The organism is Anabaena sp. UHCC 0204, from assembly GCF_009711975.1.
Lineage (GTDB): Bacteria > Cyanobacteriota > Cyanobacteriia > Cyanobacteriales > Nostocaceae > Dolichospermum.
Genome location: NZ_VIKW01000009.1, coordinates 286143 through 311967, shown reverse-complemented (window position 1 = coordinate 311967; position 25825 = coordinate 286143). Strand labels below are relative to the sequence as shown.

23 protein-coding genes are annotated in these 25825 nt (G+C 36.2%); 7 read left to right on the top strand and 16 right to left on the bottom strand.

Annotated elements, in window-relative coordinates; all coding sequences use genetic code 11:
* The 3 genes from FJR04_RS10530 to FJR04_RS10520 form a co-directional block, all read right to left on the bottom strand.
* Window positions 1-258 (bottom strand): hypothetical protein (locus FJR04_RS10530; protein WP_168494338.1); only part of this gene is annotated, 258 nt, incomplete at its 3' end.
* A gap of 198 nt (window positions 259-456) precedes the next feature.
* Entirely contained in the window at window positions 457-894 is a 438-nt protein-coding gene (locus tag FJR04_RS10525) for a phage tail protein (RefSeq protein WP_168494336.1), read from the bottom strand.
* A gap of 51 nt (window positions 895-945) precedes the next feature.
* Entirely contained in the window at window positions 946-1206 is a 261-nt protein-coding gene (locus tag FJR04_RS10520) for a hypothetical protein (protein WP_168494334.1), read from the bottom strand.
* A 194-nt stretch (window positions 1207-1400) separates the two neighbouring features.
* Here FJR04_RS10520 and FJR04_RS10515 point away from each other — a divergent pair, with 194 nt between their 5' ends.
* Window positions 1401-2351 (top strand): DUF928 domain-containing protein, encoded by a 951-nt coding sequence (locus FJR04_RS10515; RefSeq protein ID WP_168494332.1) that lies wholly within the window; start codon window positions 1401-1403, stop codon window positions 2349-2351.
* A gap of 211 nt (window positions 2352-2562) precedes the next feature.
* Window positions 2563-3516 (top strand): DUF928 domain-containing protein, encoded by a 954-nt coding sequence (locus tag FJR04_RS10510; protein WP_168494330.1) that lies wholly within the window; start codon window positions 2563-2565, stop codon window positions 3514-3516.
* A gap of 149 nt (window positions 3517-3665) precedes the next feature.
* Here FJR04_RS10510 and FJR04_RS10505 read toward each other — a convergent pair whose 3' ends face one another.
* The 5 genes from FJR04_RS10505 to FJR04_RS10485 all read right to left on the bottom strand — a co-directional run bounded on the left by FJR04_RS10505 (window position 3666) and on the right by FJR04_RS10485 (window position 11239).
* Window positions 3666-5855 (bottom strand): hypothetical protein, encoded by a 2190-nt coding sequence (locus FJR04_RS10505; protein ID WP_168494328.1) that lies wholly within the window; start codon window positions 5853-5855, stop codon window positions 3666-3668.
* A 40-nt stretch (window positions 5856-5895) separates the two neighbouring features.
* Window positions 5896-7203, bottom strand: coding sequence for a hypothetical protein (locus FJR04_RS10500; protein WP_168494326.1), 1308 nt, complete (start codon window positions 7201-7203; stop codon window positions 5896-5898).
* Between the two features lie 54 nt (window positions 7204-7257).
* A complete protein-coding gene (locus tag FJR04_RS10495; protein ID WP_168494324.1) occupies window positions 7258-8367 on the bottom strand; it encodes a phage tail protein in 1110 nt (369 codons plus the stop codon).
* Between the two features lie 147 nt (window positions 8368-8514).
* Window positions 8515-10707 (bottom strand): putative baseplate assembly protein, encoded by a 2193-nt coding sequence (locus FJR04_RS10490; protein ID WP_168494322.1) that lies wholly within the window; start codon window positions 10705-10707, stop codon window positions 8515-8517.
* A 91-nt stretch (window positions 10708-10798) separates the two neighbouring features.
* Window positions 10799-11239: a GPW/gp25 family protein gene (locus FJR04_RS10485; RefSeq protein ID WP_168494320.1), complete on the bottom strand. Its 441-nt coding sequence runs from the start codon at window positions 11237-11239 to the stop codon at window positions 10799-10801.
* Window positions 11240-11379: 140 nt separating this feature from the next.
* Between FJR04_RS10485 and FJR04_RS10480 the strand changes: the two genes are divergently transcribed.
* Entirely contained in the window at window positions 11380-12654 is a 1275-nt protein-coding gene (locus tag FJR04_RS10480; RefSeq protein WP_168494318.1) for a DUF4255 domain-containing protein, read from the top strand.
* A gap of 183 nt (window positions 12655-12837) precedes the next feature.
* Window positions 12838-14625 carry an aspartate--tRNA ligase gene (aspS, locus tag FJR04_RS10475; protein WP_168494316.1) on the top strand — a complete coding sequence of 596 codons (1788 nt, stop codon included), beginning with the start codon at window positions 12838-12840 and terminating at the stop codon, window positions 14623-14625.
* Between the two features lie 95 nt (window positions 14626-14720).
* On the opposite strand, the gene FJR04_RS10470 is transcribed toward aspS, so the two are convergent.
* On the bottom strand, window positions 14721-15347 hold the full coding sequence (locus FJR04_RS10470) for a hypothetical protein (protein WP_168494314.1): 627 nt from the start codon (window positions 15345-15347) through the stop codon (window positions 14721-14723).
* A gap of 128 nt (window positions 15348-15475) precedes the next feature.
* On the opposite strand from FJR04_RS10470, the gene FJR04_RS10465 reads away from it, so the two are divergent.
* The 3 genes from FJR04_RS10465 to FJR04_RS10455 are packed head-to-tail and all read left to right on the top strand — an operon-like array spanning window position 15476 to window position 18246.
* The gene (locus FJR04_RS10465) at window positions 15476-16402 is read left to right on the top strand and encodes a restriction endonuclease (protein WP_254445252.1); all 927 of its coding nucleotides are present in this window, start codon (window positions 15476-15478) and stop codon (window positions 16400-16402) included.
* A gap of 4 nt (window positions 16403-16406) precedes the next feature.
* A complete protein-coding gene (locus tag FJR04_RS10460) occupies window positions 16407-17579 on the top strand; it encodes a DNA cytosine methyltransferase (RefSeq protein ID WP_168494312.1) in 1173 nt (390 codons plus the stop codon).
* A gap of 7 nt (window positions 17580-17586) precedes the next feature.
* The gene (locus FJR04_RS10455) at window positions 17587-18246 is read left to right on the top strand and encodes a restriction endonuclease (RefSeq protein ID WP_168494310.1); all 660 of its coding nucleotides are present in this window, start codon (window positions 17587-17589) and stop codon (window positions 18244-18246) included.
* 28 nt (window positions 18247-18274) lie between these two features.
* Here FJR04_RS10455 and FJR04_RS10450 read toward each other — a convergent pair whose 3' ends face one another.
* The 7 genes from FJR04_RS10450 to FJR04_RS10425 all read right to left on the bottom strand — a co-directional run.
* The gene (locus FJR04_RS10450; RefSeq protein ID WP_168494308.1) at window positions 18275-18649 is read right to left on the bottom strand and encodes a response regulator; all 375 of its coding nucleotides are present in this window, start codon (window positions 18647-18649) and stop codon (window positions 18275-18277) included.
* 32 nt (window positions 18650-18681) lie between these two features.
* Complete coding sequence (locus tag FJR04_RS10445; protein ID WP_168494306.1) at window positions 18682-22872, bottom strand: response regulator; 4191 nt, start codon at window positions 22870-22872, stop codon at window positions 18682-18684.
* A gap of 314 nt (window positions 22873-23186) precedes the next feature.
* Window positions 23187-23309 (bottom strand): hypothetical protein, encoded by a 123-nt coding sequence (locus FJR04_RS26475; RefSeq protein ID WP_256366793.1) that lies wholly within the window; start codon window positions 23307-23309, stop codon window positions 23187-23189.
* Window positions 23310-23466: 157 nt separating this feature from the next.
* Complete coding sequence (locus tag FJR04_RS10440) at window positions 23467-23841, bottom strand: DUF6156 family protein (RefSeq protein ID WP_168494304.1); 375 nt, start codon at window positions 23839-23841, stop codon at window positions 23467-23469.
* 345 nt (window positions 23842-24186) lie between these two features.
* Window positions 24187-24642 carry a hypothetical protein gene (locus FJR04_RS10435; protein ID WP_168494303.1) on the bottom strand — a complete coding sequence of 152 codons (456 nt, stop codon included), beginning with the start codon at window positions 24640-24642 and terminating at the stop codon, window positions 24187-24189.
* Window positions 24643-24723: 81 nt separating this feature from the next.
* A complete protein-coding gene (locus FJR04_RS10430; protein WP_168494301.1) occupies window positions 24724-24924 on the bottom strand; it encodes a hypothetical protein in 201 nt (66 codons plus the stop codon).
* A 53-nt stretch (window positions 24925-24977) separates the two neighbouring features.
* Window positions 24978-25825 (bottom strand): DUF4157 domain-containing protein (locus tag FJR04_RS10425; RefSeq protein ID WP_168494298.1); only part of this gene is annotated, 848 nt, incomplete at its 5' end.

Here is a 25825-nt window from a genome sequence, read left to right as displayed (position 1 = left end):
AAAAGTTTGTATAATATTATTGTGATTTGATTGAGATAAGGGACGAGAATTTAAAGATAGGGAATTATCAAAAGAGTTGTTTACTAAAGTAGGAGTTAAGCTTTCCTGACTAGATACGGCTAAAGGATCAGAATTGATAAGAGATTGCGATCCTAATGGTGATATAAATTTAGGAGATAGGAAATTTTGTCCTAGAGAACTTCCTGGGAGCAAAGGGTTTTTTGTACCTAGTGGTGGGTTTTCCGTATTATCTGTCATGTTGTTGTTCCTTCTCAACGTCAGAATATGTATTTTTTATCGGAAATTTTGAGTCGCTGATTACTATTCACCATGAGGTTTATTATTTAAATTCTTTACAAGAATTAGTTAATTTTATAAAAAAATAAAGCTATTATCTATTGTTATTCATGGGGATAAATTAACTATTTTGCGGTAATTTTCATCTCAGAAATTATGTTATTTTCCTTTTTCTATTTTCAAGCCTTCATAAGCTAAATTTAATTCCTCTATAGCAACGCTGTTAGCACTTGCTTGTAATGAGGGGGATTTCCAGCCGACAGGAACAGCACTAATTAATGTCCAGGTTTGCATCCGATCGCCTGCCTGATTAAATAGTATAATATTGACATCGTACCGTTTAGGTTTGCCACTTAAAACTTTACTAATCCATTCCCAAAAATCTATATCATCTGTAATTCCTCTTTTGAGACTCACATCATTAAATTTTGCTTGCTTCAGAAGAATGTGCTGCTGATCATTGACACCACCTTCTAAATATGCTTCTTTGTCTATCGTTACTCCTAAACCAGAACATTCGCTAAAAGCAGCACGAATAGTGCTATCTATTTCTACATAAAAGCGGTTTGCTGTCACATAGTTCATGGGATTATTCATTGTCAGCCTCCTATTAATATCATAAGTATATATGCGATTTTGATGTATAGTTTATCCTATTCTCCGTTCTCTTTGATGACGCAAATCTTCTTGCAGAAGTTGATACACCCTATTTCCTAGCTGGATTTGCATTTGGGGATTCTCTAAAATTTGGGTAGCTAATTTTAACAAATCGTTACTTTTTGTTTCACTGGAGAGGATATTCAAGGGTACTGAGTATCCAGCGATCGCACTTAAATCGCTAATCGGTTCTAAGGATGACTGTATCTCTGCGCCAGCATGAGCTTTTCCAGCTTCTGAAGAAGATGTCATAATTAACCTGGTAGATTTACTAATCTAATTCTATGCTTTTTTATCCTCCATTAGTCTAAACTCAATTTCTGAGCTTTAGGCAAAATATAGAATAAAATTAGGATAAAATCTAGAATATTGGTAGTGGAACAATTAGATATATGTAAACCGTCAATAGTCAGAGCAACTTAAAATATAACTAAGAAGGAGAAGGTATGAATTTTTCCAAGTATCAACGCACCATATCATTAGCTGTATTAATGCTGCTGGGTATAGGAAGTACCTTTCCAGTCTTAGCATCTGTCACTGTATCAGGATCAGGGGACAGAGTAACCAAACTCGCACAAAATCAAGAAGTTTTATTAACACAAGCTCTGCGGAGACGGAAACCATTAAGATTCCCCAATCTCAATGTCAAAGCTCCCAATAATAGAAAATCTCGATTTGGAGCAGTACGGGGGGGCGTTTGTCAATACAATCAATCCACAACAAAAAGGAATATACAAAAAGATATTATTGCCCTTATACCGCCTAATTCCTTGCTGCTAACAGCCCAAAAAACCGAGAAAATACAGTTAACTACTGCTGCACATCCAACAGTCCTATTTTATCTTTCTGAAAATGCTGCTACTACAGCAAGTTTTTACCTGTGCAAAAATAATACCCTGGTTTATCAGGCGCTAGACTTTGAACTACCTAATAAAACATCAAATAATGCAGATGGAATTGTAGTTTTAAATCTGGCTGATGTAGCTAAAAATCAAAATTTACCAGAGCTAAAAATAGGAGAAAATTATAGATGGCAAATCAAACTTCCTAACAATTCTGATGCTTCTAAACCAACTCCAAATATTAGTGGATGGATGCGCCGTATTGATGCCAAAGTACCTCTAAATAAACAGTTAGAGACTAATATTAGTAATACTGTAATTGCTGATGAATTAGAAAAAGTATCATCAGTAGATTATCCCCTAGTTTATGTAGAAAATGGCATTTGGTATTCTGCTATTAATAGTTTGCTTGAATTAATACAAACAAATCCTCAAGATCCGCAAATTAGAAAAGATTGGGAAGGGCTTTTAACTTCAGTAAACCTGACAGAAATTGCCAAAAAACCAATAATTGGTGCAGCGACAATTAAAGATGTCCAACTAAACGACGAATAATACTAATTGTTTCCCTAAAGAGGATATTAAAAATTACTAATTCAATCCTCTGCTTTTTTATTCTCCATTAATCTCAACTCAATTTCTGAGCTTTAGACAAAAAATAGCCTAAAATTAGGATAAAATCGGGAATCTTGCTAGTGCAACAAGTAGATATATACAGACTGTCAATAGTAAGAACAACTTAAAATATAACTAAAAAGGATAATGTATGAATTTTTCTAAGTATCAACGCACCATATCATTAGCTGTATTAATGCTGCTGGGATTAGGAAATGCCTTACCAGCAGTGGGATCTGGTGGTGTATCAGCAGATAGACTCACCAAACAAGGGACAAATCACGAGATGTTGTTAGCGCAAGTTCGTCGGAGACGTAAACCTTTAAAATTCTCCAATCTCAATGTTAAAGCCCCTACCTATAGAAAATCTCGTTATGGAGCAATGCGAGGGGGCGCTTGTCCAGATAATCAAGTGGCGACAGGAAAAAATATCCAGAAAGATATGATTGCGATCTTACCTCCTGAATCGCAATCTGGAACAGCGTCAAAAAAGGACACCACACAGTTAACTACTTTTGCTCACCCAACAATCTTGTTTGATCTTCCTGAAAATTCGCCGACGACAGCCAGCTTTTATTTACGTGATCAAAATGATAAGGAAGTTTATTCGGCGCTAGATTTCTCACTACCTAATAAGACATCAAAAAATGCAGGTGGAGTAGTAATTTTAGATATTGCTGAAGTAGCAAAAACTCAAAAAGTTCCAGAGTTAAAAGTGGGAGAAAACTATATATGGCAAGTTACTCTTTCTTGTGGATCTAATGCTTCTAAAAAGACTCCAACTATTAGTGGCTGGATTCGCCGAATTGATCCTAAAATCGCCCTTGGTAATCAGTTAGAGGTGAGTACCATCAATCAGAATAAGTTAAATGCTGCTTTGGTAATTGCTGATGAGTTAGAGAAAACAGAAGACCCAGATTATCTTGTTTATGCAGAAAATGGTATTTGGTATTCTGCTGTCAATACTTTGGCTAAATTAATCGCCAGCAATCCTCAAGATTCTCAACTGAAGGAAGACTGGAAGGAACTTTTAAGTTTCGGAAAGCTGACAGAAATTGCTAAAAAACCAATAATTGGTTCAGTAACAATTAAGAAGTTTAACTAAGCAAAACTGAATACAATACTGTTCGGTTAAGAGTTTTTGTCGCGACAGCGCAACCCAACAAATACTTATAAATGTTGGGTTTCCTAACGTCAACCCAACCTACATAATTTTATTGTTTTTAGCTTAACCGACAATTGCTGTATCAGTGGTTATGGGCGATCGCATCCTAACTCTGGTTGTCTTTTTTCTCTTTTTAGTGTGATCCAACTATCTTTACTCCCACCTGTAATTAACAGATGATTCTGCACGATTTTGATATCTACACTAGAGAATTTTTGCTGACCAAAAGAATTACCAATTGCTTTACCATTACTATTATTAAATAAGCCAGAACGCTTACCTTCCCCTGTTAGTGGCCAGAATACCATCTTCCCATCATTTCCTCCACTGACTAAATAGCAAGCATTAGCACTTAAAGCTACACTTCTAACAGGTTGTTGATTATGTCCAGTATTCCAACGATCAATTACTTTTCCACAAGATTGACTATTTCCCTCTAGACAATTCTGCATATTCAAGATGGTAATATATCCTTGATTGTCTGCTGTTGCTAGTAAATTAGGCTTTGCTTCTGCTGTAGATAAACTTTCAATATAATCGTTTTGTCCACCTAGTCTGGGATATGGGATTTTCTTGATTATATCTTCTTTGGGATTCCAAACTACAAGACTATTAAAGCGTCCAGAAATGGCGAGATTTTCATGATCTTCACCAATAAATTTCAGGGAAGATGCGACAAAATCTAGCTTTTTAGTCTGGATTGGTGAATTCTTATTTGGAGAATCTTCTGAACTACAATTGAGAGGATTACTCAAATCCCATTGGTGAACTAAACCACTACCATGTCCACTAAATAGATAACGGGAATCATGACTAAATTCTAAAGCTAAAACCCGATCATCTTTCTGATCATAAAAACAATATTTGGGAGTTTTACTATTACTTAATAAATCCCAAATTTGAATCTCTCCATTGTCCAATCCTGCTACTACTAAATTATTATCTATAGGCCGAATACTCACTACATTTACAGGTTTACCTGTACTCCCAATTTTGCGAATTTTCGGGTTAGCCCAAAACTTGAAAAAGTTAAATCCACTAACCCGCCAAGCAATTATACTTTGGTCATCAGATGCACTAATGATATTTTCGCCCACACCATTAAACTGCACAGAATTAACAGAACTAGCGTGTTTAGTCAATGGCTTAAATAACAACCACCAAAATAAACATAATAACAATCCTACGCCCCCAATTTGTAACCAAAAAGGAATAATTGGTTTAATTAGTAATGCGATTTTTTGGCTTTCATTGTGTGTGTCTAAATTTTCCCGTTCCGACCAAATTGCATCAATTACTCTTTCTATTGATTTAGGTTTACCTAGCCAATGTCGGCGACAATTTACTGTTAAGTCTAGTTGATTTGTTTCTCCTGGTGCTAGTTGAGATGTTTCTGGATTAACTACAAAAGTACAAAGAGGTTGATCTTGATCTTGAATTTCTCCAACACTAATATTCTGATTAACATTACTCCTATTATCAAAGATGAGTTCATAGTTAACATCATTAGCCAGCCAAAATTTCCAAGTTGATTCAGCCGCAATTTCTTGTATTTCGGCTGGGTTACAAATAAACTCTAAAATCCCTTGAGGTGATACCTTGAGTTTCCCTTCAGCATAGGCTGGTTCACTTTTTATGTGAGTCGCTTCAACTTTAAAGGAATAAACTTTACTCAAGGGTTTATTAATGTTGGATAATTTCAAACAAAAAGCATATCTAGCTTCTTTATCTGGCTCTAATTCTAAGTAAGCTTCTGTGTTTTGATCTAGAATCCAACTAGGATCTAAACCCCATAATTTTAGTTTAGTATTGATTTTTTCTTGATTAGGATTATGAACATTAACTAATATCTGAAATTCTGTATTATCTGGAGATTTTTCCAAGTAATCTGGCAATAAACTAATGATTGCAGGTTGTAAGAGGGTTGATTTTTGAATATCTAAATTGATGACTTTTCTAGTAGATTGATTTGATGTATCTGTAGAAAAGGCATCAACGTTAATATTCATTTTTCCCACAAAACCTGGTTTGGGGGAATCAAAAATTTCTATGGAGAATTCTGTTAATGCTCCAGGGGGAATTAAACTACTAACTTCTGGGCTGAGATGATACCAATATGATGTCGAATTTTCATTTGGAGATGTTAATTGTAATTGAATGTCAGCATAATTATTACTGTCATTTTTCACAGTTACTTTGTAGTCAGCCACTTGTTCTCTGGGTATTAACTGAGTTTGTGTTGACTCAACCCCAATAATATCAATTTTATTTTCGCCCATTTTGCCCTTTATAACCAATTGCTAATGATTACTAAACAGATCACTGTTTTGCTAACTGAGTTAGTTCTTTTCTGCGCCAAGCAAAATGTAAAATGTTAATTCCCATTTCTTGGGCGCTGCGAATAGTTTCACGGGAGAGAGAGAGATTTCCATTATTTCCCCAAGCTGATGATAACTTACCAATAACAACAATAATTCCCCCATCGGATAAAATAGAAATTGGTTGTTGGTTGATGCTAGGAAGCTGATCAAAAAGAAAGGGAGTTTTTCTTAAGGGATGATTGGTTAATTCTGTTAGTGGTTGTAACTTAGTATTTAATTTTTGATTATATTCATGAGCAATTTGATCAAGTATTGCCTTGACTGTATCTGTTTGTGATCTTAATTCCTCAGTTAATATTTCTCGTTCATCTATTAATTCCTCTTCTAAATTCATGATTTCTTGTTGTAAGTCTTGTTTAGCTTTAATTAATCCCCCAATTTTGTGAGTATTTGTCAAATGTTCAATTAAGATCACTCCTCCAGTCTGTAAATAACTTTGGAGAATATTAATTTCTTGAGCATCAAATTTCTGAATTTGTGTATCTGTGACAGAAATTAAGTTGTAGTCTGTGGGTAAATTTGGATTAGATGACTCTGAATCTCCTACGTGCAGAGCTTCTAAGGATGGATAAAGCGAATTTAGAGATTGTAGTAAGTAGGATAAATTCGATGCTTGTGGTGCATCTGCAAAGACTTCTTGCCATTGCCCTAAATCTGTGTAAGTAGCGGTGCGAATCATGGAGAGCGATCGCCATTTTGCAGACGGACGATAGCGAAAGTCTAATTCATCATCACCAGGGGCAAAGACATTTTGAGAAATTTTAATATCTCGTTGAGAAGTGAGGCGAATTCTACACAATTCTACTTCATTCTCACTCGGTGGTTCAGTTCTTTCCTTAATTTCAAATTGTTCTGTAACTACTTCTTTACCATTGGCAACAGGTTCTTGATAACTCACTACAAAATAGACGGTTTTAGGTATTGATGTAGCGATCTTCGTGGCAATTTTTTTCTCCCATTCTTGATCAAGAACAATGCAGTTACCGTATCTATCAATGGCAATACCTTTTTGAAATTTCAGGAAAAACTCATATTGATTGCTATTTCCTGGAACAGTTTTTCGCAGGAGATGGACAGCAAAACCACAAACAATACCGGCTTGATTAACAGATTGGTAGTGAACATTTTGGCGACGGCGATGATATTCATGGGCAATCTGCCATTTTTCGCTGTTAATTAGCAAGCCGTCGGCAACTTGAAAACGTTTAAAAAGTTCTATAGCAGGTGGAAACCAGGGTTTAGTCATAGGATTTGAGGATGGAGATTGAGGATAAATAGAAATTAGGTTGTCAAACTGAATTTAAGTATTACTACTTTCTGGGAGGGAGGGAGTATTGTCATTACTATTATCAAGAATCATATAAAGTTCATAAGTACAAAAAGCAGGTTTTTCTTGTTCAATAATTTGCCGGATCAACTGTTCATTAATTTGATGATAGGGTTTATGGCGCAGACGGACAATAAAATGATAAGGTTTACCACCACCAACAATGGAATCTTGTCCTAATCTAGTTTCTCCGGTGACAAAACCACGCTCAAAAACATCCTGAATGAAAATATGTTCTTCATCCAAAGGCAAGTCTGTATAAAGATGAAGATAAAATTGTAAACCCCGCTTTGTGCCTCGCCAACGATAAATTTCTATAGCTCGATGAATCAATTGACGTTGGCGATCGCTTTCAATATTAGGAATCATCTGCCAACCTACCCAATAAGCCAAAAACGGTAATAGTGTTTCTGGTGCTGTGCGAGGATCAAGGTAGTCGTGGATAACATCTAATGTCTGTACAGATGGTTCAAATGTCTGTTCAAAAATGTTCAATAATCTCCCAATAAAATCTACTTCTCGATATAAGTCAGGGAGAAAATTGAGGTAAAGACTCCGGGGACGAATATAGATATTAAAATCTATTGATTCAAAATTGCGTAATGTTTCTGAATCTGGTGGATTTGAGATGGGCTGATCTAGCAAAGCATAACTAATATTAATTCGCCCAAAATAATCCAATTTCAAGGATTTATCTATTTGCCAAGATATTTGCGATTCAAAAAAATCTTTGGGAATGTGGCCAACCAGAGCAGCCTCCATTTTGTTACCTGGGGCAATTTGATGATTTTCAACCTGTAAAGTATACCAATCGGCGGGAAGGTTGGTTTCAATATTGATTTCCTGAAAATAGATATATTTTTGACCCAGATTTTCTAATTTGATTAACATTTCACTAGGTTCTCCTGGGTAGAGAACTAGCTGTTTAATCCTGTGACCTTCTGTACCGGATAAAGCCGTGGCTATTGTTGCTCCCCCTACTTGGGGACTAGCATCAATGTTAATTGGCTCTAAGGCTGCTTCTGATATTCTCATTGGTATCAGTTGCAGATTGAGGTATTGGCGATCGCTGGCTACAGTCATAATCAATATCTCCAAAACAGCATTTTTTCTCGTTCAAATATCCCCAGTCATGAGATTTTTTCACAAGCATTCAGTGTAAGGGCGAAGCATTCGGGCGATAAATTATCGGTTTTTCCCAAGTTTATTTTCCGAATGCTTCGCCCCTACTTAATCAACATAGATTTTGTGTCCAGAATCCAACTCAGGACTATGCCAAGAACAGATTAATCCCAAAGGTCCGAGATTAATTTCCGTGCGGGGTTCTGAACGTTCCCATCTTGATGATCTGGGATTAAAACGGATGGCATATAATTTAATTGTCCCTATATGTTGTACACCGCGAATAGTTTGGATTAATTTGATAATATCCGAATTATAAACAGCACGATTAAAAGGCCAACCTTTACCATCAAAACCGCCACTAATAGGATTCAGGAAGCGGTAGAGAGCAATTAGTAATTGCTGCTTCAGTTCCTCCTTTTTAAAAGCTGTCAATCCTGGCTCTAAAGCTACCTGAGTTTGTACCGATACTCCTATATATTCGGGTTGACTATATATTACTTTCACCCCTAATAATCGCCGTTCATCTAAATAGGCTTTGATTTCTGCTTGTAAATCAGGAGTGAGGTGAAACCGATCTGGAGCAATACCCTGTTCAATATCTTCCTGATTAGGGTTAGGAACTAATAGTAAGCGGACAGTTCCTGCTTCAGCACCAGATTCATGGGGTTGCAAACAGCGAGCGCGGAGAATAGCACCACCAGCCGCTCTCATGGCTAGGGTTTCAAAGTCTTCTGCTGTCACAGCCCGGTTAGGAGTACGGAGTAGTTGGGGAACTCTAATCACCGCAGCATCTAAAGATTCAGCATCATTACCACCACGGGCTGGTTTATGATTTTCTACTCTGTCTATATAGGGAACGGCGGTCTTGACAATCTTGATTGTGCCTTTTTCTACATTGCCTGTTTTTCCGCCTCCAGTCCGGTAGGCGACGATCTTAATAGTTGATCCTCTGGGGGGAACTTGACCGTATTGGCGTTTTTGTGACTCTTCTGGCTCAATTCCTCTTGCCGCCATGCTCCCTTGCAGCCGCTGACGCAGTTGAGTTGATTCCTTAATTTGAGCAGGTTCTCGAATCAGCGGACCAAATTGCACCCTACCAGTAATCGAATCAATTGTGTAATGGGGGTCATTTTCTCCCGAATCGCCAAAATTTTCCACTTCTTGCCAGTTTTCAGTGATTCCCCCTGGTGTTGTTACTTGAATATATTCATTTTCTTTTTTTCTGGGTAAAATTGGGGTGCGTTGTAAGTAAAAACTTTGTCCAGGATTCCCGTCACTTTCTCCTAAAATCTCATTTTCAATGCGAGTGGATTGAGTAGCTTTGACACTACCACCAATTGACCGCACAGCGATCGCGGTAATCCGAGGTGAACTAGCATAACCATCTTGGTTTGGTTTACCTTGTTTCGTATAGCTACAACGCAGCCAGCGTCCTTGATATGTAGCAAAATTAGTGACTGGTAAATTTAATGGTAAATGCAAAGTAATATCTGCCCCAGTTTCACTGGGAACACCACCTTCTTTTTCAAATCTACTAAAACTAAATCCCTCTGTTGCATCATCAGTTGCCTTGAGTAAAATAGATTCCCATTTTTCCCCATTCCATGCTTCCCATTGACGGGGGGGATTTTCGGGACTGATACCTGTGGAAGTAGCTGCTGACGCTTTAATTGTCAAGACAATAACATTACCCTCTATTTCATTTGGCTCTAATGCTATATAGAAACAATTTCCCTCTTGGGGTTGTTCTGCAAACAGATTTGTAGCTCTACTCCCTGCCCATTCTCCATTCTGTTCTTTCCGCCAATGACTACTAAAAGGATCACGTAAAACTTGGGGCGTTAACTGTGTTTCTGTAGCGGTTAAAAGATGTTTAATTTCTGGTTGAGTAACTACTAGATTTTTATCGGTGGCAAAAATAATTGCTTCTTCATTTTCTGTCCGTTCTGTCGCTACTTCTGTCCCCGCTAAAATATTTTGTGGTTCTGGTAAAGAGGTACTTAAATAAAATGTCACCTCACATTTAGCAGGTGTGGGAGCTTGCAGACTAATTCCCAATAATTCCAGAAACGTCACATAATTAAGACGCGGAACTTCATTAAAACGCAGCAACATTTGCTCGGTTAGCCACGCAAATAGTTCAATCAGTGTCACCCCTGGATCACTGGGATTATAATTAGTCCATTCTGGACAATAACGCGGAATTCTCAACTTACATTCATCTACTAAGTCTTTAAATTCCCGATCATCTAATTTGGGTTTTGGCAGTTCCGGTAAAAAACTAAATTCTCTACTCATAAATAATTAATATTAATTGTGAATTACAAAGCATGAACTTGACAGTTTATAGCTATCAAAAGATTCTTTTTCAACTTGCGAATTCATTTTTTTAACTAATTGGTTGCAAAGCAAACTGATAAACTAAACTTTTAGAATCGTGGTAATTTTTGGGAGTGTATTGAATAATAATATTTAACTTTCCCTGATTAGGATCAGACTTTTTGGTTAACATAGATGATGCTACCTCTACATATACGTTATTCAGGATGATCCGGGGTTCCCATCGTTCTAGAGCTTCGGTTACATATAAGCGAATCAATAATAGAGTCTCGGTGTTCATTGGTGCAAACACAAGCTCATCTAAACGAGAACCAAAATCTGGTCTGTATACCCGTTCACCCAGTTTTGTCCCCAAAATAATCCTGATTGATTCCTCAATATTATGGGTATTTCCACTGAGAAGGAGGTTAGATTGAACATTAACCCGGAGAGGAAAGGAGAACCCTTTACCTATATAATCATGATGTTGCTCATTAGTAACTTCCGGCATGGCAAGAAAGTCCAAATAGAAAAGCTAAGATCATTTATATAGCAATCTGAAGTCATTTGTAAAAAATTTAATCTAAGTATACTCACAAATCGTAGAGATATATTAAGATTGCGGCATTACTAAATGCCTAAAAAACTAATATGAGTAACTATCTAGCGATCGCCACTGTCACTGCTACCCTACAAAGAACTTTACAAGATGCTGTCCAAACAGATGTATATGGTGCAAGGGTAACGACAGTAAAACCAACTAATTTAGGTGGTGGACCCTCTGAAAGCGGTGTTAACATCTTCCTCTATCAGATCCTCTCCAACCCAGCCTTAAATAATATTGATGCCACTCCCATGCGTTCTAAAGGCAATCCCAGTAAGCGCCAAGCCGCCCTGGACTTGTATTATATGTTAAGTTTTTATGGAAATGAAACTGAACTAGAACCCCAGCGGATTTTAGGCAGCGTAGTCCGAACTCTCAATGATAAAGCCATTGTTACCCCGGAAATGATTCGGGAAACTTTAGCAGATCCTAATTACTCTTTTTTAAGAGATTCTGATTTAGCAGATCAAGCCCAACAAATTAACATTACTCCTTTTGATGTCAATTTGGAGGATCTTTCTAAAGCTTGGTCAGGATTTTTTCAAGCTCCCTATATTCTCTCTGTTGTTTACAAAGTCCTAGTAGTATTAATTGATGGCAAAGATCCATCACAAAGAGCCTTACCTGTACGTGGTTCTAGCTGGGGTGGCATAGCACCATTTCCTAATCAACCAACTATTGAAAAAATTAGCTCTCAATCAGGAACTTTAGAACCAATATTAACTAATAGTACATTACTGATTAAGGGCAAAAATTTGAAAGGTGATATCACTAAAGTTAGAATTGGAGGCATAGAAGTTACTCCCCCAGAATTGAGCGCCGGACAAATATTATTTCCTTTATCTCTTGTCCCCATAACTGCATTAAAAGCTGGAGTGCAAAGTTTACAGATAATTCATCAAACTTCTGCAACTGCAAATATAAAAGACTCTTTTAATTATAATAATATTGAATCTAATGTTGCACCATTTGTCTTACGTCCAACTGTCACAAGTGTAAGAACATCCAATCTCAGCGAAAACAATGATGGTTCTTATTATGTTGATGTATTAGTTCAGGTAAACTTAATGATTGGCAAAAACCAACGGATAGTTTTAGCTCTCAATGAATGGTCGGTAGAAAGTCCCTCAGCCTATTTATTTGATGCTCTAAAATGTCAATCTGATACCAATGAAATTACTATCCCCATTGATAAAATCAAACCTGGAGAATATCTAGTCCGCTTAATCGTAGATGGGGCTGAAAGTCAATTAGATATTGATACTAATCCAGAAAGTCCTACTTTTAACTTTTATATCAGTCCCAAACTCTTAATTGCTTGAGATTTTAACCCATAGAAGCAGAGTTTATTTGTGCTGGTGCGGTTCTAACCACCTGAAAATAGCCAGTTTGCCATTTTTGCTGATTTTCCCAGAACTAAAACAACTACAATTACTGTTGATGCTAGATAATGGGAAAGCCTTGACATTTACCTAACCTAGCCCGGAACCAAAAAACTAACAACTATGCGAACTCACTATTGCGGCGAACTCCGAAAAGAACATATTGGTGAAACTGTTACCTTTTACGGATGGGTAGACCGTCGCCGCGATCACGGTGGTGTGATATTCTTAGATTTGCGCGATCGCTCTGGTATTGTCCAAATCGTTAGCGACCCCCAGCGCACCCCAGACTCCTATGAACAGGCTAACGCGCTCCGAAACGAATACGTTGTGGAAATTACTGGTAGAGTCACCCAACGTCCCCCAGAATCCCTAAATAACCGGATTCCCACTGGCGAAGTCGAAATCTACGCTGATCATATCAAACTGCTCAACGCTGTCCGCAAACAGTTACCTTTCCAAGTCTCCACCGCAGACACGGAAACAGTCAGGGAAGACTTGCGGTTAAAATATCGTTATTTGGACTTACGGCGGGAACGTATGGCGCAAAATATGCAATTGCGTCATCAAGTCATCAAAGCCATGCGGCGCTACCTGGAAGACTTAGAGGGTTTTATCGAAGTCGAAACCCCCATTCTCACCCGTTCGACTCCTGAAGGTGCGCGAGATTATATTCTTCCCAGTCGCGTTAATGAAGGTGAATGGTTTGCTTTACCTCAATCACCCCAACTCTTCAAGCAATTATTGATGGTATCGGGAATGGATAGATACTATCAAGTGGCGCGATGTTTCCGGGATGAAGATTTACGTGCAGATAGACAACCGGAATTTACACAATTAGATATGGAAATGAGTTTCCTGTCTGAAGATGAAATTCTTGAACTTAATGAAAAGTTAGTTTGTCATATTTTCAAAACTGTAAAAGGAATTGATTTACCGCGTCCTTTTCCTCGTCTTCCTTACGCGGAAGCAATGGCGAAATATGGAAGTGATAAACCTGATACCCGTTACGGTTTAGAATTAGTTGATGTTTCCGACGTTTTAAAAGATTCTGGTTTTAAAGTTTTTCGAGAAGCTGTTGCTAACGGTGGTATCGTTAAAATTCTCCCCATTCCTAATGGTAACGATGCAATTTCTAATGTTCGCATTAAACCAGGTGGCGATATTTTCCGAGAAGCCGCAGAAGCTGGTGCGAAAGGTTTAGCATATATCCGCGTTCGGGAAAATGGCGAACTTGACACCATTGGCGCAATTAAAGATAATTTGACACCGGAACAAAAGCAGGAAATTCTCACAAGAACAGGTGCAAAAGCTGGTCATTTGTTATTATTTGCGGCTGCTGATACGGGAACTGTGAATAAAACTTTAGACAGAATTCGCCAATTTGTGGCTAAGGAATTTAAGTTAATTGCAAAAGATAAAATTAACTTGCTTTGGGTGACAGAATTCCCGATGTTTGAATGGAATGCAGATGAAAAACGTCTGGAAGCATTACACCACCCATTTACAGCACCTCATCCTGATGATATCAATGATTTAAAAACCGCCCGCGCTCAAGCTTATGATTTAGTTTTGAATGGTTTTGAAGTTGGTGGTGGAAGTTTGCGAATTTATCAGCGAGAAGTTCAAGAACAGGTGTTTTCAGCTATTGGTTTATCCACCGAAGAAGCACAAAGTAAATTTGGCTTTTTGTTGGAAGCTTTTGAGTATGGTACTCCTCCTCATGGCGGTATTGCTTACGGTGTAGATCGTTTGGTAATGTTGTTATCTGGAGAAGAATCAATTCGTGATGTGATTGCTTTTCCCAAGACTCAACAAGCTCGTTGTTTGTTAACAGATGCTCCTTCAACTGTAGACGCAAAACAATTGAAGGAACTGCACGTTGCTTCGACTTTTAAACCTAAGGTTTAAGGTTTAATTATTCCCTCTGCTTTTTTCGCAGGGGGTTTAATTTAATGAAATTCTCATGCAAAGGCGCAAAGGAAGAAGTTAGAAAATTATATTTATTAATTTTGGGTAAGAATCCCTACTAAAATTTGCATTAATATTTCTAAATCAGTCGGAACTCGATATAACATTAAATCCTGAGTTATTAGTTTATTCTCTCGTTGAAAACTTCCAAATTGCCAAATATCTCCAGTTGTGACAGCACCATATAATATTGGTTCATCTCCTTCAACCCATTGATCTAAAGCAATTAATTCAACTGCTAGTTGAGTAAATCCTCTCGTTAAATCTGCGTGCTTTGCTTCGACAACTAAAACCTGATGTTGAGATTGTAGGTAATAATCTAAATCACCCCGCAAAAATTGATTTATTTCTATGGGATATTCAATATTAATTTTGGACTCAGTAATATGTGCAACTTCTAAGAGAATTGGTGCAATTAAAACTTCTCTTCTTGCAGTTTCGCTTGTTAAACTAACTCTTTGAATTGCTTCTTCTAATCGTTCTTTGAGATCAACTAATCGAGATATTTGATTGATACTTATTGGCCAATCAATTGTTCCTCTAATTAAATTAACTCCTAGTTCTTGTAAAATATCCGCAGGTGCAAACCTTAACTCAAAATACTTACGAAATGTGTATGTTTCATCAGGTTTAATAATTGGAGGACGATGTGATTTAGTCATAAATTTATAAATTATGTTGTAAGTTTTTTATCTTTTATATTTATTATAATATATTTTTTTGGCGCAGTGATGTAAAAATACTGCAAAAGAATCCAAGAGTATGGTATAAAAAATAATACATTGATTTATTGATTTCTACAAAAGTGACTATTCCTGATTTTCAATCTATTATGCTTCCTTTGTTGCAATATGCAAGTGATGGTAAGGAACATTCTTTGAGAGATGCTGTTACATTTTTAGCTGATATATTTAATTTAAGTGATGAGGAAAAAAAGGGGTTATTACCCAGTGGACAACAAACTGTTTTTGATAATCGTGTAGGATGGGCTAGAACTCATTTGAAAAAAGCTGTTTTATTGGAATATCCCAAAAGAGGATTTTTTCAAATTACTGATAGAGGTAAGGATGTATTAATTCAAAATCCAAGTAAAATTAATATCAAGTTCCTTAATCAGTTTTCAGAACATATAGAGTTTCTAAATTCTAAGAAAGATAATGATAAATCAGAACCAGAAATTCCAGAAATATCGGAAACTACACCTCACGAATCTATAGAGTTTGGATATCAGAAAATTAGAAAGGAACTAGAGTTAGAGTTACTTAACCGTGTGAAAAGTTGTTCACCTGATTTTTTTGAACGATTAGTGGTAGATTTACTCGTGAAAATGGGTTATGGTGGCTCAAGACGTGATGCTGGAAGAGCTATTGGTAAAAGTGGAGATGGGGGAATTGATGGTATCATTAAGGAAGATAAATTAGGTTTAGATATTGTTTATATTCAAGCTAAAAAATGGGATAATACTGTTGTCGGTAGACCAGAAATTCAAAAGTTTGTCGGTGCTTTACATGGACAAAGAGCTAGAAAAGGTGTTTTTATAACTACTTCTAGATTCTCCCAAGAAGCTAGAGAATATGTATCTATTATAGATAGTAAGATTGTATTAGTAGATGGACAGGAATTAGCCCAACTAATGATTGATAATCAGGTAGGAGTTTCCACCGTCTCTATTTACGAGATTAAAAAAATAGATTCTGACTATTTTACAGATGAATGATCAGATGAAAATAAACAATTTTAAAGCTGTAGAATTATTTGCTGGTATCGGTGGGTTTCGCTTGGGTTTAGAAAATGCCAATATTGAAACTATATGGGCTAATGATATTAATGAATTGAGTTGTCAAGTTTATGAAAGTAATTTTGGTAAAGATTCTATAGTTTTAGGAGATATCAACAAAATTTCTATATCAGATATACCCAATCATGATATTTTAACTGCTGGTTTCCCTTGTCAACCATTTAGTCCTGCTGGTAAGAAAATGGGTGTGAGAGATAGTGTTAGAGGCACTTTGTTTGAGCGTATTGTAGAAATTATAGTTGAAAAACAACCTCAATATTTTTTCTTGGAAAATGTTAAAAGACTTTTAACAATGGAAAATGGCTATCATTTTCGAGTTATTTTAAATGCACTTTCTGAATTAGATTATTTTATAGAATGGAGAATCATTAGTCCTATTAGCTTTGGTATTCCTCAAAATAGAGACAGAATTTTTATTTTCGGAACTAAGTTAAATTCAGTTAATATAAATTCTCAATTTTTACAAAATACATCGGTTTTCTTAACTCAACCAGATTTAATTGATTTAGAAAATATAGAAATATTAATAGAAAAAGATATGATGCCTATAGTTGCAAATAAAGGTAAGAATTACAATTGGGGAATTGCTTATAAAAATAAAATGTTAACTTTGAATCTTCCTACTTTACCGGATATCAAACCTAGACAAAAATTAAAAGATATTCTCCAAGATGATTTAATAGTAGATGCTCAATTTGATTTTACATCTGATACTTTAGAACGAATTAAGCAAAGTAAGGCAGTAAATCGTTATTGTCAAGGTGTGGAATTATTATATAATCAGGATGGAGGCGCAAGATTAGGTTATACAATATTTGGAGTTAATGGAATTGCATCAACTTTAACTGCTTCTACATCAAGACATTATGAACGTTATCAAATATGTGATAAATTTCGGCGTTTAACTAATGTTGAATATGCGAGATTGATGGGGTTTCCTGATGATTGGTGTCGGATTGCTAGAATTTATGATCAATATGCTTTATTTGGTAATGCAATTGTTCCTGCTTGTGTAGAATGGGTATGTCAAAGAATTGGTAAAAGCAATATTGAATTTACTAAATCTTCTTGGCAACAATTAAGTTTGGCTATTTAATTTTAAAATGGAACTACTAACACTAGAATCTTTAAAAACGGCAGCACGTAATTTTTGCTCAGAATTAAGTGTAACACAAATTCATAATCTATATGGAGTTACAGATGGTAAAGCAGTTGGAACTTATGTTGAGTCTACTTTTAATCAATATTTGTCTTCAAGATATGAATATACCCTTGGTAGTGCTGCGTTAGGTATAGATTTTCCGGGACTAGAAGTAGATTTAAAAGTAACATCAATTAAACAACCTCAGTCTTCCTGTCCGTTTAGAAATGCTAGTCAAAAAATCTATGGTTTAGGATATAATTTATTAATATTTGCCTATGAAAAAGTTGATGAGCATACTTCTTTAACAGCTAATTTAAAATTTAATCATGTCGTTTTTGTAGCTAAAGAACAAACGGGAGATTATCAATCTACTTATGGAATAATTGAAATTATCCGCCGCAATGGCAATAAAGACGATGTGATAGCTTTTTTAGAAGAACGCAATTTTCCTTTAGATGAAATTGGACGCGAAGCATTAGCAGTAAAAATTTTGCAATCACCTCCAAAAATAGGCTACCTGACAATTTCCAACGCTTTACAATGGCGTTTGCAATATAGCAGAGTTATACAAGTTTCTACAGCAGGAACAACAACAGGGATAGAAAATTTATTAGTGTAAAAATCTCAATTAAAGTCTGATCAATTAATTACCAGTTCAAAGCTGCTGCTACTTGTCCAGCTAATTCTAAGGAATTAAATGGTTTAGCGATCGCACTTTTTATTCCTAATTTAGCATAACGACGACGATCAGCAACTTGGATTTTTGCAGTTAATAAAATTACCGGAATTTCTTTGGTGAGGGGATTAGCTTGTAAGTTTTCAAAAGCAGTTAATCCATCCATATCTGGCATCATTACATCCAGTAAAATAGCATCTGGTTGATGATTTTCAGCTTGTGCTATTCCTTCTTTTCCAGAACTAGCTGTGAAAACTTCCCAACCTGCTACAGTTTCTAAACAAATTTTTGCTACTTCTTGAATATACTCTTCATTATCAACTACCAAAATTCGTTTTTTTGTCATTGTTAGCACCCTGATGTATTTAGAAGATTTAATTACGAGTTACGATGAGTAATCCTTTGTAATAAATCCATTACTCTTTGTTCAAATTCATTAGTTGTGACTCTCCCTTTGGTTAAAAATTCTGTATGTCCTAATTTAAGACGATGACGTTCTGATTCGTCTAAATCTTTAGCTGAATAAACAACTACAGGAATATTATAAAGTTGATTATGTTGTTTTAACCAATCTACTACTGTAAATCCATCACTTTCTGGCAAGATCAGATCTAGAATAATTAAGTCAGGATTGACTCGTTGACTAAAGTGAATTGCTTCCCTACCAGTTTTGGCAACCAAGGTTTCAATATCATGTCTTGCAAATACTGTCACTAATAATTCTGCCAGATCATGATCGTCTTCAACAATTAAAATTCTCACTTTTCTGGAAGATTCAGACACTATTTTTTGTAAAGAAGATAATAGTGATTTTTCCTGCACGGGTTTACTTAACCAATCAACAAAATCAGGATGGGATGGATGATGATCATTTGGTTGATACACACTACAAATGACAATAGGTATATCCTGAGTATCTTTCCGTTTTTTTAAAAATGCCATTGTTTCCCAACCATTCATCCCCGGCATCATTAGGTCTAATAAAATGATATCTGGATGTTCATTTGTTGCGGAAGCGATCGCTTCTTCACCTGTTGCAACTGTCACTACGCGATATCCACCTTTTTTTAGCAATTGTGCTAATTCATTTCTAATTACTGCATCATCATCACAAACTAAAACCAGAGGATTATTTTCAATAATTATTTCTGATTCATAGTCATCTAAATTTGCTAATTCCCTACTTTGGATATCTGCCAAAATAGGTAAAGTAAAATAGAAACTACTACCTTTTCCTACCACACTTTCTACCCAAATAGAGCCGTCATGTTGCAAAACTATACTTTTGCAAATTGCTAAACCTAAACCAGTTCCATCATGATTACGTGAATCTGAAGAATCTACCTGTTGGAATCGCTCAAAAATGCTATTTAATTTATTATCTGGAATTCCTCTACCAGTATCTTTAACAGTTAATAAAACTTCATTATTTTGCTTTGTAGCTATTAACCATACCGTAGAACCAGGGGGTGAAAATTTAATGGCATTACTCAATAAATTAGTTAAAGTTTGGACAATGCGATCTGGATCAGCCCATAATTGCACAGGGACACTAGAAATAGCTAAATTTACATTAGCTTTATCTGCTAAAGACTGCATCACATTTAAGGCTGAATTAATTAAATCTTCCAAATAGCAGATTTCTTTTTCCATTTTCACCTTACCCGACTCAATCCGCTCAATATCGAGAATATCGTTAATCAGTCTTACCAACCGCTCCGTACTATCTGTAGCAATTTGTAATAAGCGTTTACCCTGCTCTGAATCCGTAGGTAATAAACCACTCGTCAACATTCCCAAAGAACCATGAATGGAAGTGAGAGGAGTGCGGAGTTCATGACTGACAACAGATACAAACTCATCCTTCATGCGTTCAATCTGGCGACGTTCTGTAATATCTCTGAGAATGACAGTATAAATACATTCATCACCTATATCTAATTTAGAAATAGAAGCTTCTGCGGGAAACTCTGTACCATCTTTTTTACAACCAAATATTTCTTGTCTTTCCCCCATGCGTCGGGCTAAACTGGGAGCTTGACCAAAATCATTAACATGACGACGATGAGCATCAGCAAACCGCATAGGAAGCAGTATATCCAAAGGTTTCCCTAACACTTCCTCAGCAGAATAACCAAACATCTTCTCTGCACCTTGATTAAATAAAGTAATCCCTTGACTACTATCAATAGAAATAATCGCATCATCAGCAATACTTAAAATACCTTCAAATCGAGTTTGAGAAATTCGCAAAGCTTCCTGTGTCTGTTTTCTTTCATCTAATTCAGTTTGTAATTGGTGATTAACTCTAACTAACTCTCCAGTACGTTCCGCTACTCGCAATTCTAATTCATTATTAGCCTTTTGTAGAGCTAATTCTGTCTGCTTCCGTCGCGTAATATTCCGCGCGACAATTTGCGTTGCAGGTTTTCCCTGATAAATCAAAGCAGCAATCACAATTTCCACATAAATAACATTACCATTTTCTTTTAAAAACTGGACTTCATGTAAAGGAATTGACTGTTTATTTGTTGTTATTTTTTGCAGCTTTTCCCTAAATCCTGCTTGTGAATGAGGATGTATAAAATCAAGAATTGGTTTACCGATTAAATCCTCATCTTTAATCAAACCAAAAAGTTGGACTGCGGCACTATTTAAAAAAACAAATTCTCCTTCACTTTCAATAAAAATAGCTTCTGGATAAACTTCTAATAATTGATGATAGGTTTCCTTGATAGATTGTGTTTGTTTTTCTTGTTTTGCAAGTTGTTGATGATAATTTTGGTTGATTTTCTGTCTGAGTTTCACTCGCTCTAAACGGTTGATAATTCTGGTAACTAATTCTGCTCCAATAATAGGTTTACTCACGAAATCATCAGCACCAGCACTAAACACTTGATTGACTATTTCCGCATCATTATGAACAGTCAAAAACAAAATCGGCAATTCAATCTCTTGGTGATTATTGCGGATCATTTGGCACAATTCAATACCATTAATATCCGGCATTTCTACATCCAGAATCAGCATATCTGGCTTTTCACTTTTCCAGGTTGTCCAAAACTGTCGGGAATCGTTGAGGGGAATAATCTTCATTCCCCAAGGAGTCAGTAATGTTTGTAATAATTCTAAAATTTGCGAATCATCATCTACTACTAATATCTTTGCTTCGGCATAGGCTGTATTATCTACTAATTCCTTAATATTTGCTAATACCTGATTTACTGATTTGGGTTTTTGTAAAAAAGTATATTTTCCCGATTTATTAAGTTGTAATTGGTTATAAAAATCAATATTTTCGCTAAAAATTACTATAGGGATTGGGGGATAACATTTCTGTATCTCAACTAAGAAAGTTTCACTTTCTTTGAGATGATAATTAAGGCTAGGATCAATGAAGATGACTTGGGGAACTTGTTGATCAAGTTGATTCTTAGCTGCATTAATGTTAGTGGTAATTACCAGGTTTAATCCAAAATTATCAGATTGTGATTTTAACTGTTTTGCTAAAACATCATCATTGGCAATAACTAAAACTAAAGGACGCGAATCAGTAGTAATTGACGGTGTTGTTTCTTGATTTTTACCTTCTATTTCTTGACGAAGTAATTCTACTAAATTTTGTAATTTGCTTGTTTCTTTGGTGGTTAAAGCCTTACTGGATTTGAGGATTTTCTCAATTTTTTTAGCTAATTCAGAACCAAGATTTAAACCAAAAGTTCCTAATGATCCTGCTAAAGTATGAGCTTCTTGATAAGCTTGCTGTTTTAATTCTGGATTCTGTACAGCTTGTTCTATAATTTGCACTTGTTTATCTACTCGTCCCCGAAATCTTTGCCAGATATCTGCAATAGCTGTAAGAGTTTGAGAATTGACAACTTTTTCCTCTTCTTCTTCCTGAGATTTGAGCCGATACCCAATTCCATAAACTGTTTCTATTAAATCACTAGATGCTCCTACTGTTCTCAACTTCATTCGCAAACCTTTGATATGGGTGCGAACTGCTTCTTCTCCTGGTGTATCTTCATAAGACCACAAATGTTCTAAAATCATCCCACAGCTAAATACCCGGCGATGATTTCGCATAAATAGTTCTAAAAGTCCATACTCTTTGGGAGTAAGTGAAATTAAATTGTTGTTATATGTGGCTTCACAGGTACTAGGATCTAACTTTAAGTTTCCCCATTCTAAGATAGGTTGGGAGGTGACACCACCGCGACGTAATAAGGCTCTAACCCGTGCTACTAACTCTTCTTGATCAAAGGGTTTAACTACATAGTCATCTGCACCAGCATCTAAGCCTGTAGCTTTTTCGTGGCTACTATCGCACCCTGTTAATAATAAAATTGGTACTTGTCTACCGCTAGAACGGATTTGCCGACAGAGACTAATGCCGTCTAGTTTTGGTAACATGACATCCAATAGGATTAAGTCATAATCGTAAGTTGCCACTAAATCCCAAGCCGTATCACCATCATGAGCCACTTCTACTGCATAATTTTGGTCAGTAAGAACGGCGCTTAGTGCATAGGCGTTTAATTCGTCATCCTCGACAACTAATATCTTCATTTTTGATGCTTTCCTGGTATAATAATTTTCAATGTCGAAACCAAGGCAACGAATTAAGAGTAAAATAAATTATCATTTATCAATACTATACTATTGCCAAAACTCTGAAAGCCTATTGATATCGTCACGATTTTATTGGGTTTTGGACCTAATTTAGGAAAATTGGCTATAGTATTGTTTAAGCAATGATATTTCCGCTGTATCTGCTCAACTGGCAATGCTGTCTAGATTCTGGCAGGCGATCGCTTCAAAAATATCCATTAACATGATTTATTGACTTCCATAATATTACTTATTGAAGACTGAACTGTTAATTAATCATCGTTTATGTCATCAACAAAAATATCATCCTGTTCTTGGCTCAATAGTTCGGCTCTTTCTGGAACTATTAAAACATACATATTATCTATCCAATACTCTAACTGTCGCTCAATCAATTCTAAATTAACTTCATCAGGATAATTCCAAATCTCCTTTTCTCTGAGCTATTTGGGCAGACATTTTGTCGCTTATTTCATCAAGCATATTTAAAGATGAGCGATCTCTTTAACCGCTGTAAGCATCGCTCATATTACCAAAAATATCAAGCACAGACTACTTGATAATATTTCCATTGCTATCAAAGTTTTGATTTATTTCTGAACCATCAGCTTTGATCATATTTCTGGTTTTTAATTTTCCGTTATCCCAATAGATATATTTATCTTGCCACTCTAATTTACCATCAAGGTGTTTTTCAAACCGTTCAAGTTGTTTACTACTGTTGTAGTATCCCACATAATACGACCGACGTTTTTGTGCTTCCTCTTGAGAAATAGGTTCTACAGGCACAAAAGGAATTTGGTAAGATTTCCAACTACCAAAATAACTAACCGAGTTTGTCCCAGGAGTATCTGCACGGCTTGTCATACTGATATTCACATTTTCTGAAGATGTACATCCATTCAAACCAGAGGCAGCTACAGTCATGATTACTAATAATGTAATCGGTAATAGTATTGTGTTAGCCTTCCATTTTCTTATTCGCACCATTTGATTTATAATTACCTTCTTCTCCAATTGAATAAGAACAGCAGGATAAGCTGATCATCAAAAAAAGGAGAAGTATATTTTGATATCTATCCAAGGATTTTTTCATAGGTTATGAAAAATAGGTTTATCTACCAAAATATCCCTCATTAACATTCACGATTTCTGCATTTTCCTCATACAAAGAAGATGTAAGCTTCATTGCGTAACACTAATGCACCGAAGAAATATAAACATAGTGCGTTACATTTCATTAACGCACCCTACGAGATTGGCGATTCCTACTTACAAATCATGAGCCTTAAAATAAACTACAGGGTTGGGACTAGAAGTATCAACCATGATCTCACTAGCCCATTTTTGAGTATTCAAAAATCCTCCCATAACTTCTTTTGCATCATCGGGATTCCACCAAGCAATATTTTTAAATTCTTCGGAAGTAAAGGGACGAAATCCCTGTTTTAATGGTTTTACATATCCAGCATTGTTCAAAAAAGAATTTAGATCCTTTTTATTCAAAACTAATCGAATAATAATTAGTTTATCAATACCAGATTCAGTATGAACTTGGATATTTTGACTACTTGCAGGTAACTTAATACGAGCCAAACTTTCAATTTTGGATGTTTCTAACTTAGCCTCCTTTTGCTGCCAAACATGACTACAAGACAGTATTAGTGAACTAAGTATAATCAGGCTGATTACTTGCTTGCCTTGATAGTTTTGATGTCGAATTATCATTGATTAGATATCTGATATCTGCAAAGAGATTAGCGATTCCGAAGTTGCTGATTTGAGGTATGAAAATTTTTTTGATGATTTTCAAACCCTTGTAGAGACGTTCCATGGAACGTCTCTACATCTAAATTCATACCCTAATTCAGCAACGCCAATTTGGTAGGATTTCCAACTACCAAAATAACTAACCGAGTTTGTCGGAGGAGTATCTGCACGGCTTGTCATACTGATATTCACATTTTCTGAAGATGTACATCCATTCAAACCAGGCGCGGCCACAGCCATGATTATTAATAATGTAATCGGTAATAGTATTGTGTTAGCCCTTTTGTAAATTATCACGATTGTTTAATTCCTACACTCTTCATCAGGCTCTCCTGGAATGTATGACAGTTTTGACCAAATCCGAAAGTCCACCGCCATTCTCCACTATAACTAGAGGCAAAACTGCGAATATCTGCTTTAATTTCTGTATCTGTCTTAGTTCCTTTGTATACAGGATGAAATACATCCGGAGCAGAGTCTCCATGATGGGGATCTTTTGTTGCCGAACCACCAAAGGATGTCATCCCGTTTAATTCACCATCCACACCGAATAATGTCTGTTTTATTCCTCCTACAGGATACTTAGGCCACCACCCATAACTCTCATTAGAGTCTATTTCTGTCCACCAATGACCATATTTATCATCTCCTCTAAGCTGAATATGTTTTCGCTTCATAGTGATGAAATCTAATGTCCGTGATGTTGGAGTTCCTGTTTTGACTTTGCGCTGGACTGTACCTGTTTGCTGAACAACGTGAGTTAGTTCATGAGCTAACAACTCCTGCCCTCCGCGACTCCCTGGATTATATTCTCCCCCTCTAAAAAATACATCCTGTCCAGTTGTGAATGCACGGGACTGTAAAGAACGGTTCAACATATCAGACTGGCTATCAGTATGAACCTTTACATTACTAAAATCCGACCCAAATGCCTGCTCCATTGATTGCCGAACTTTATCATCTAATGGTTGTCCGCTACCTTTTGCCCCTTGAATCGAACTTTCTACATTAGGTGCAGCAGGTGTACCACCCTCCACAGATTTGCGTTGAACTAGTGGTTTCATTTGCATTTCTTCTTCTTCCGGTAAAGCTTCCCGTTGAATAGAATCGGAAATGGACTTAGCTTGAATGGGTTCTTCTT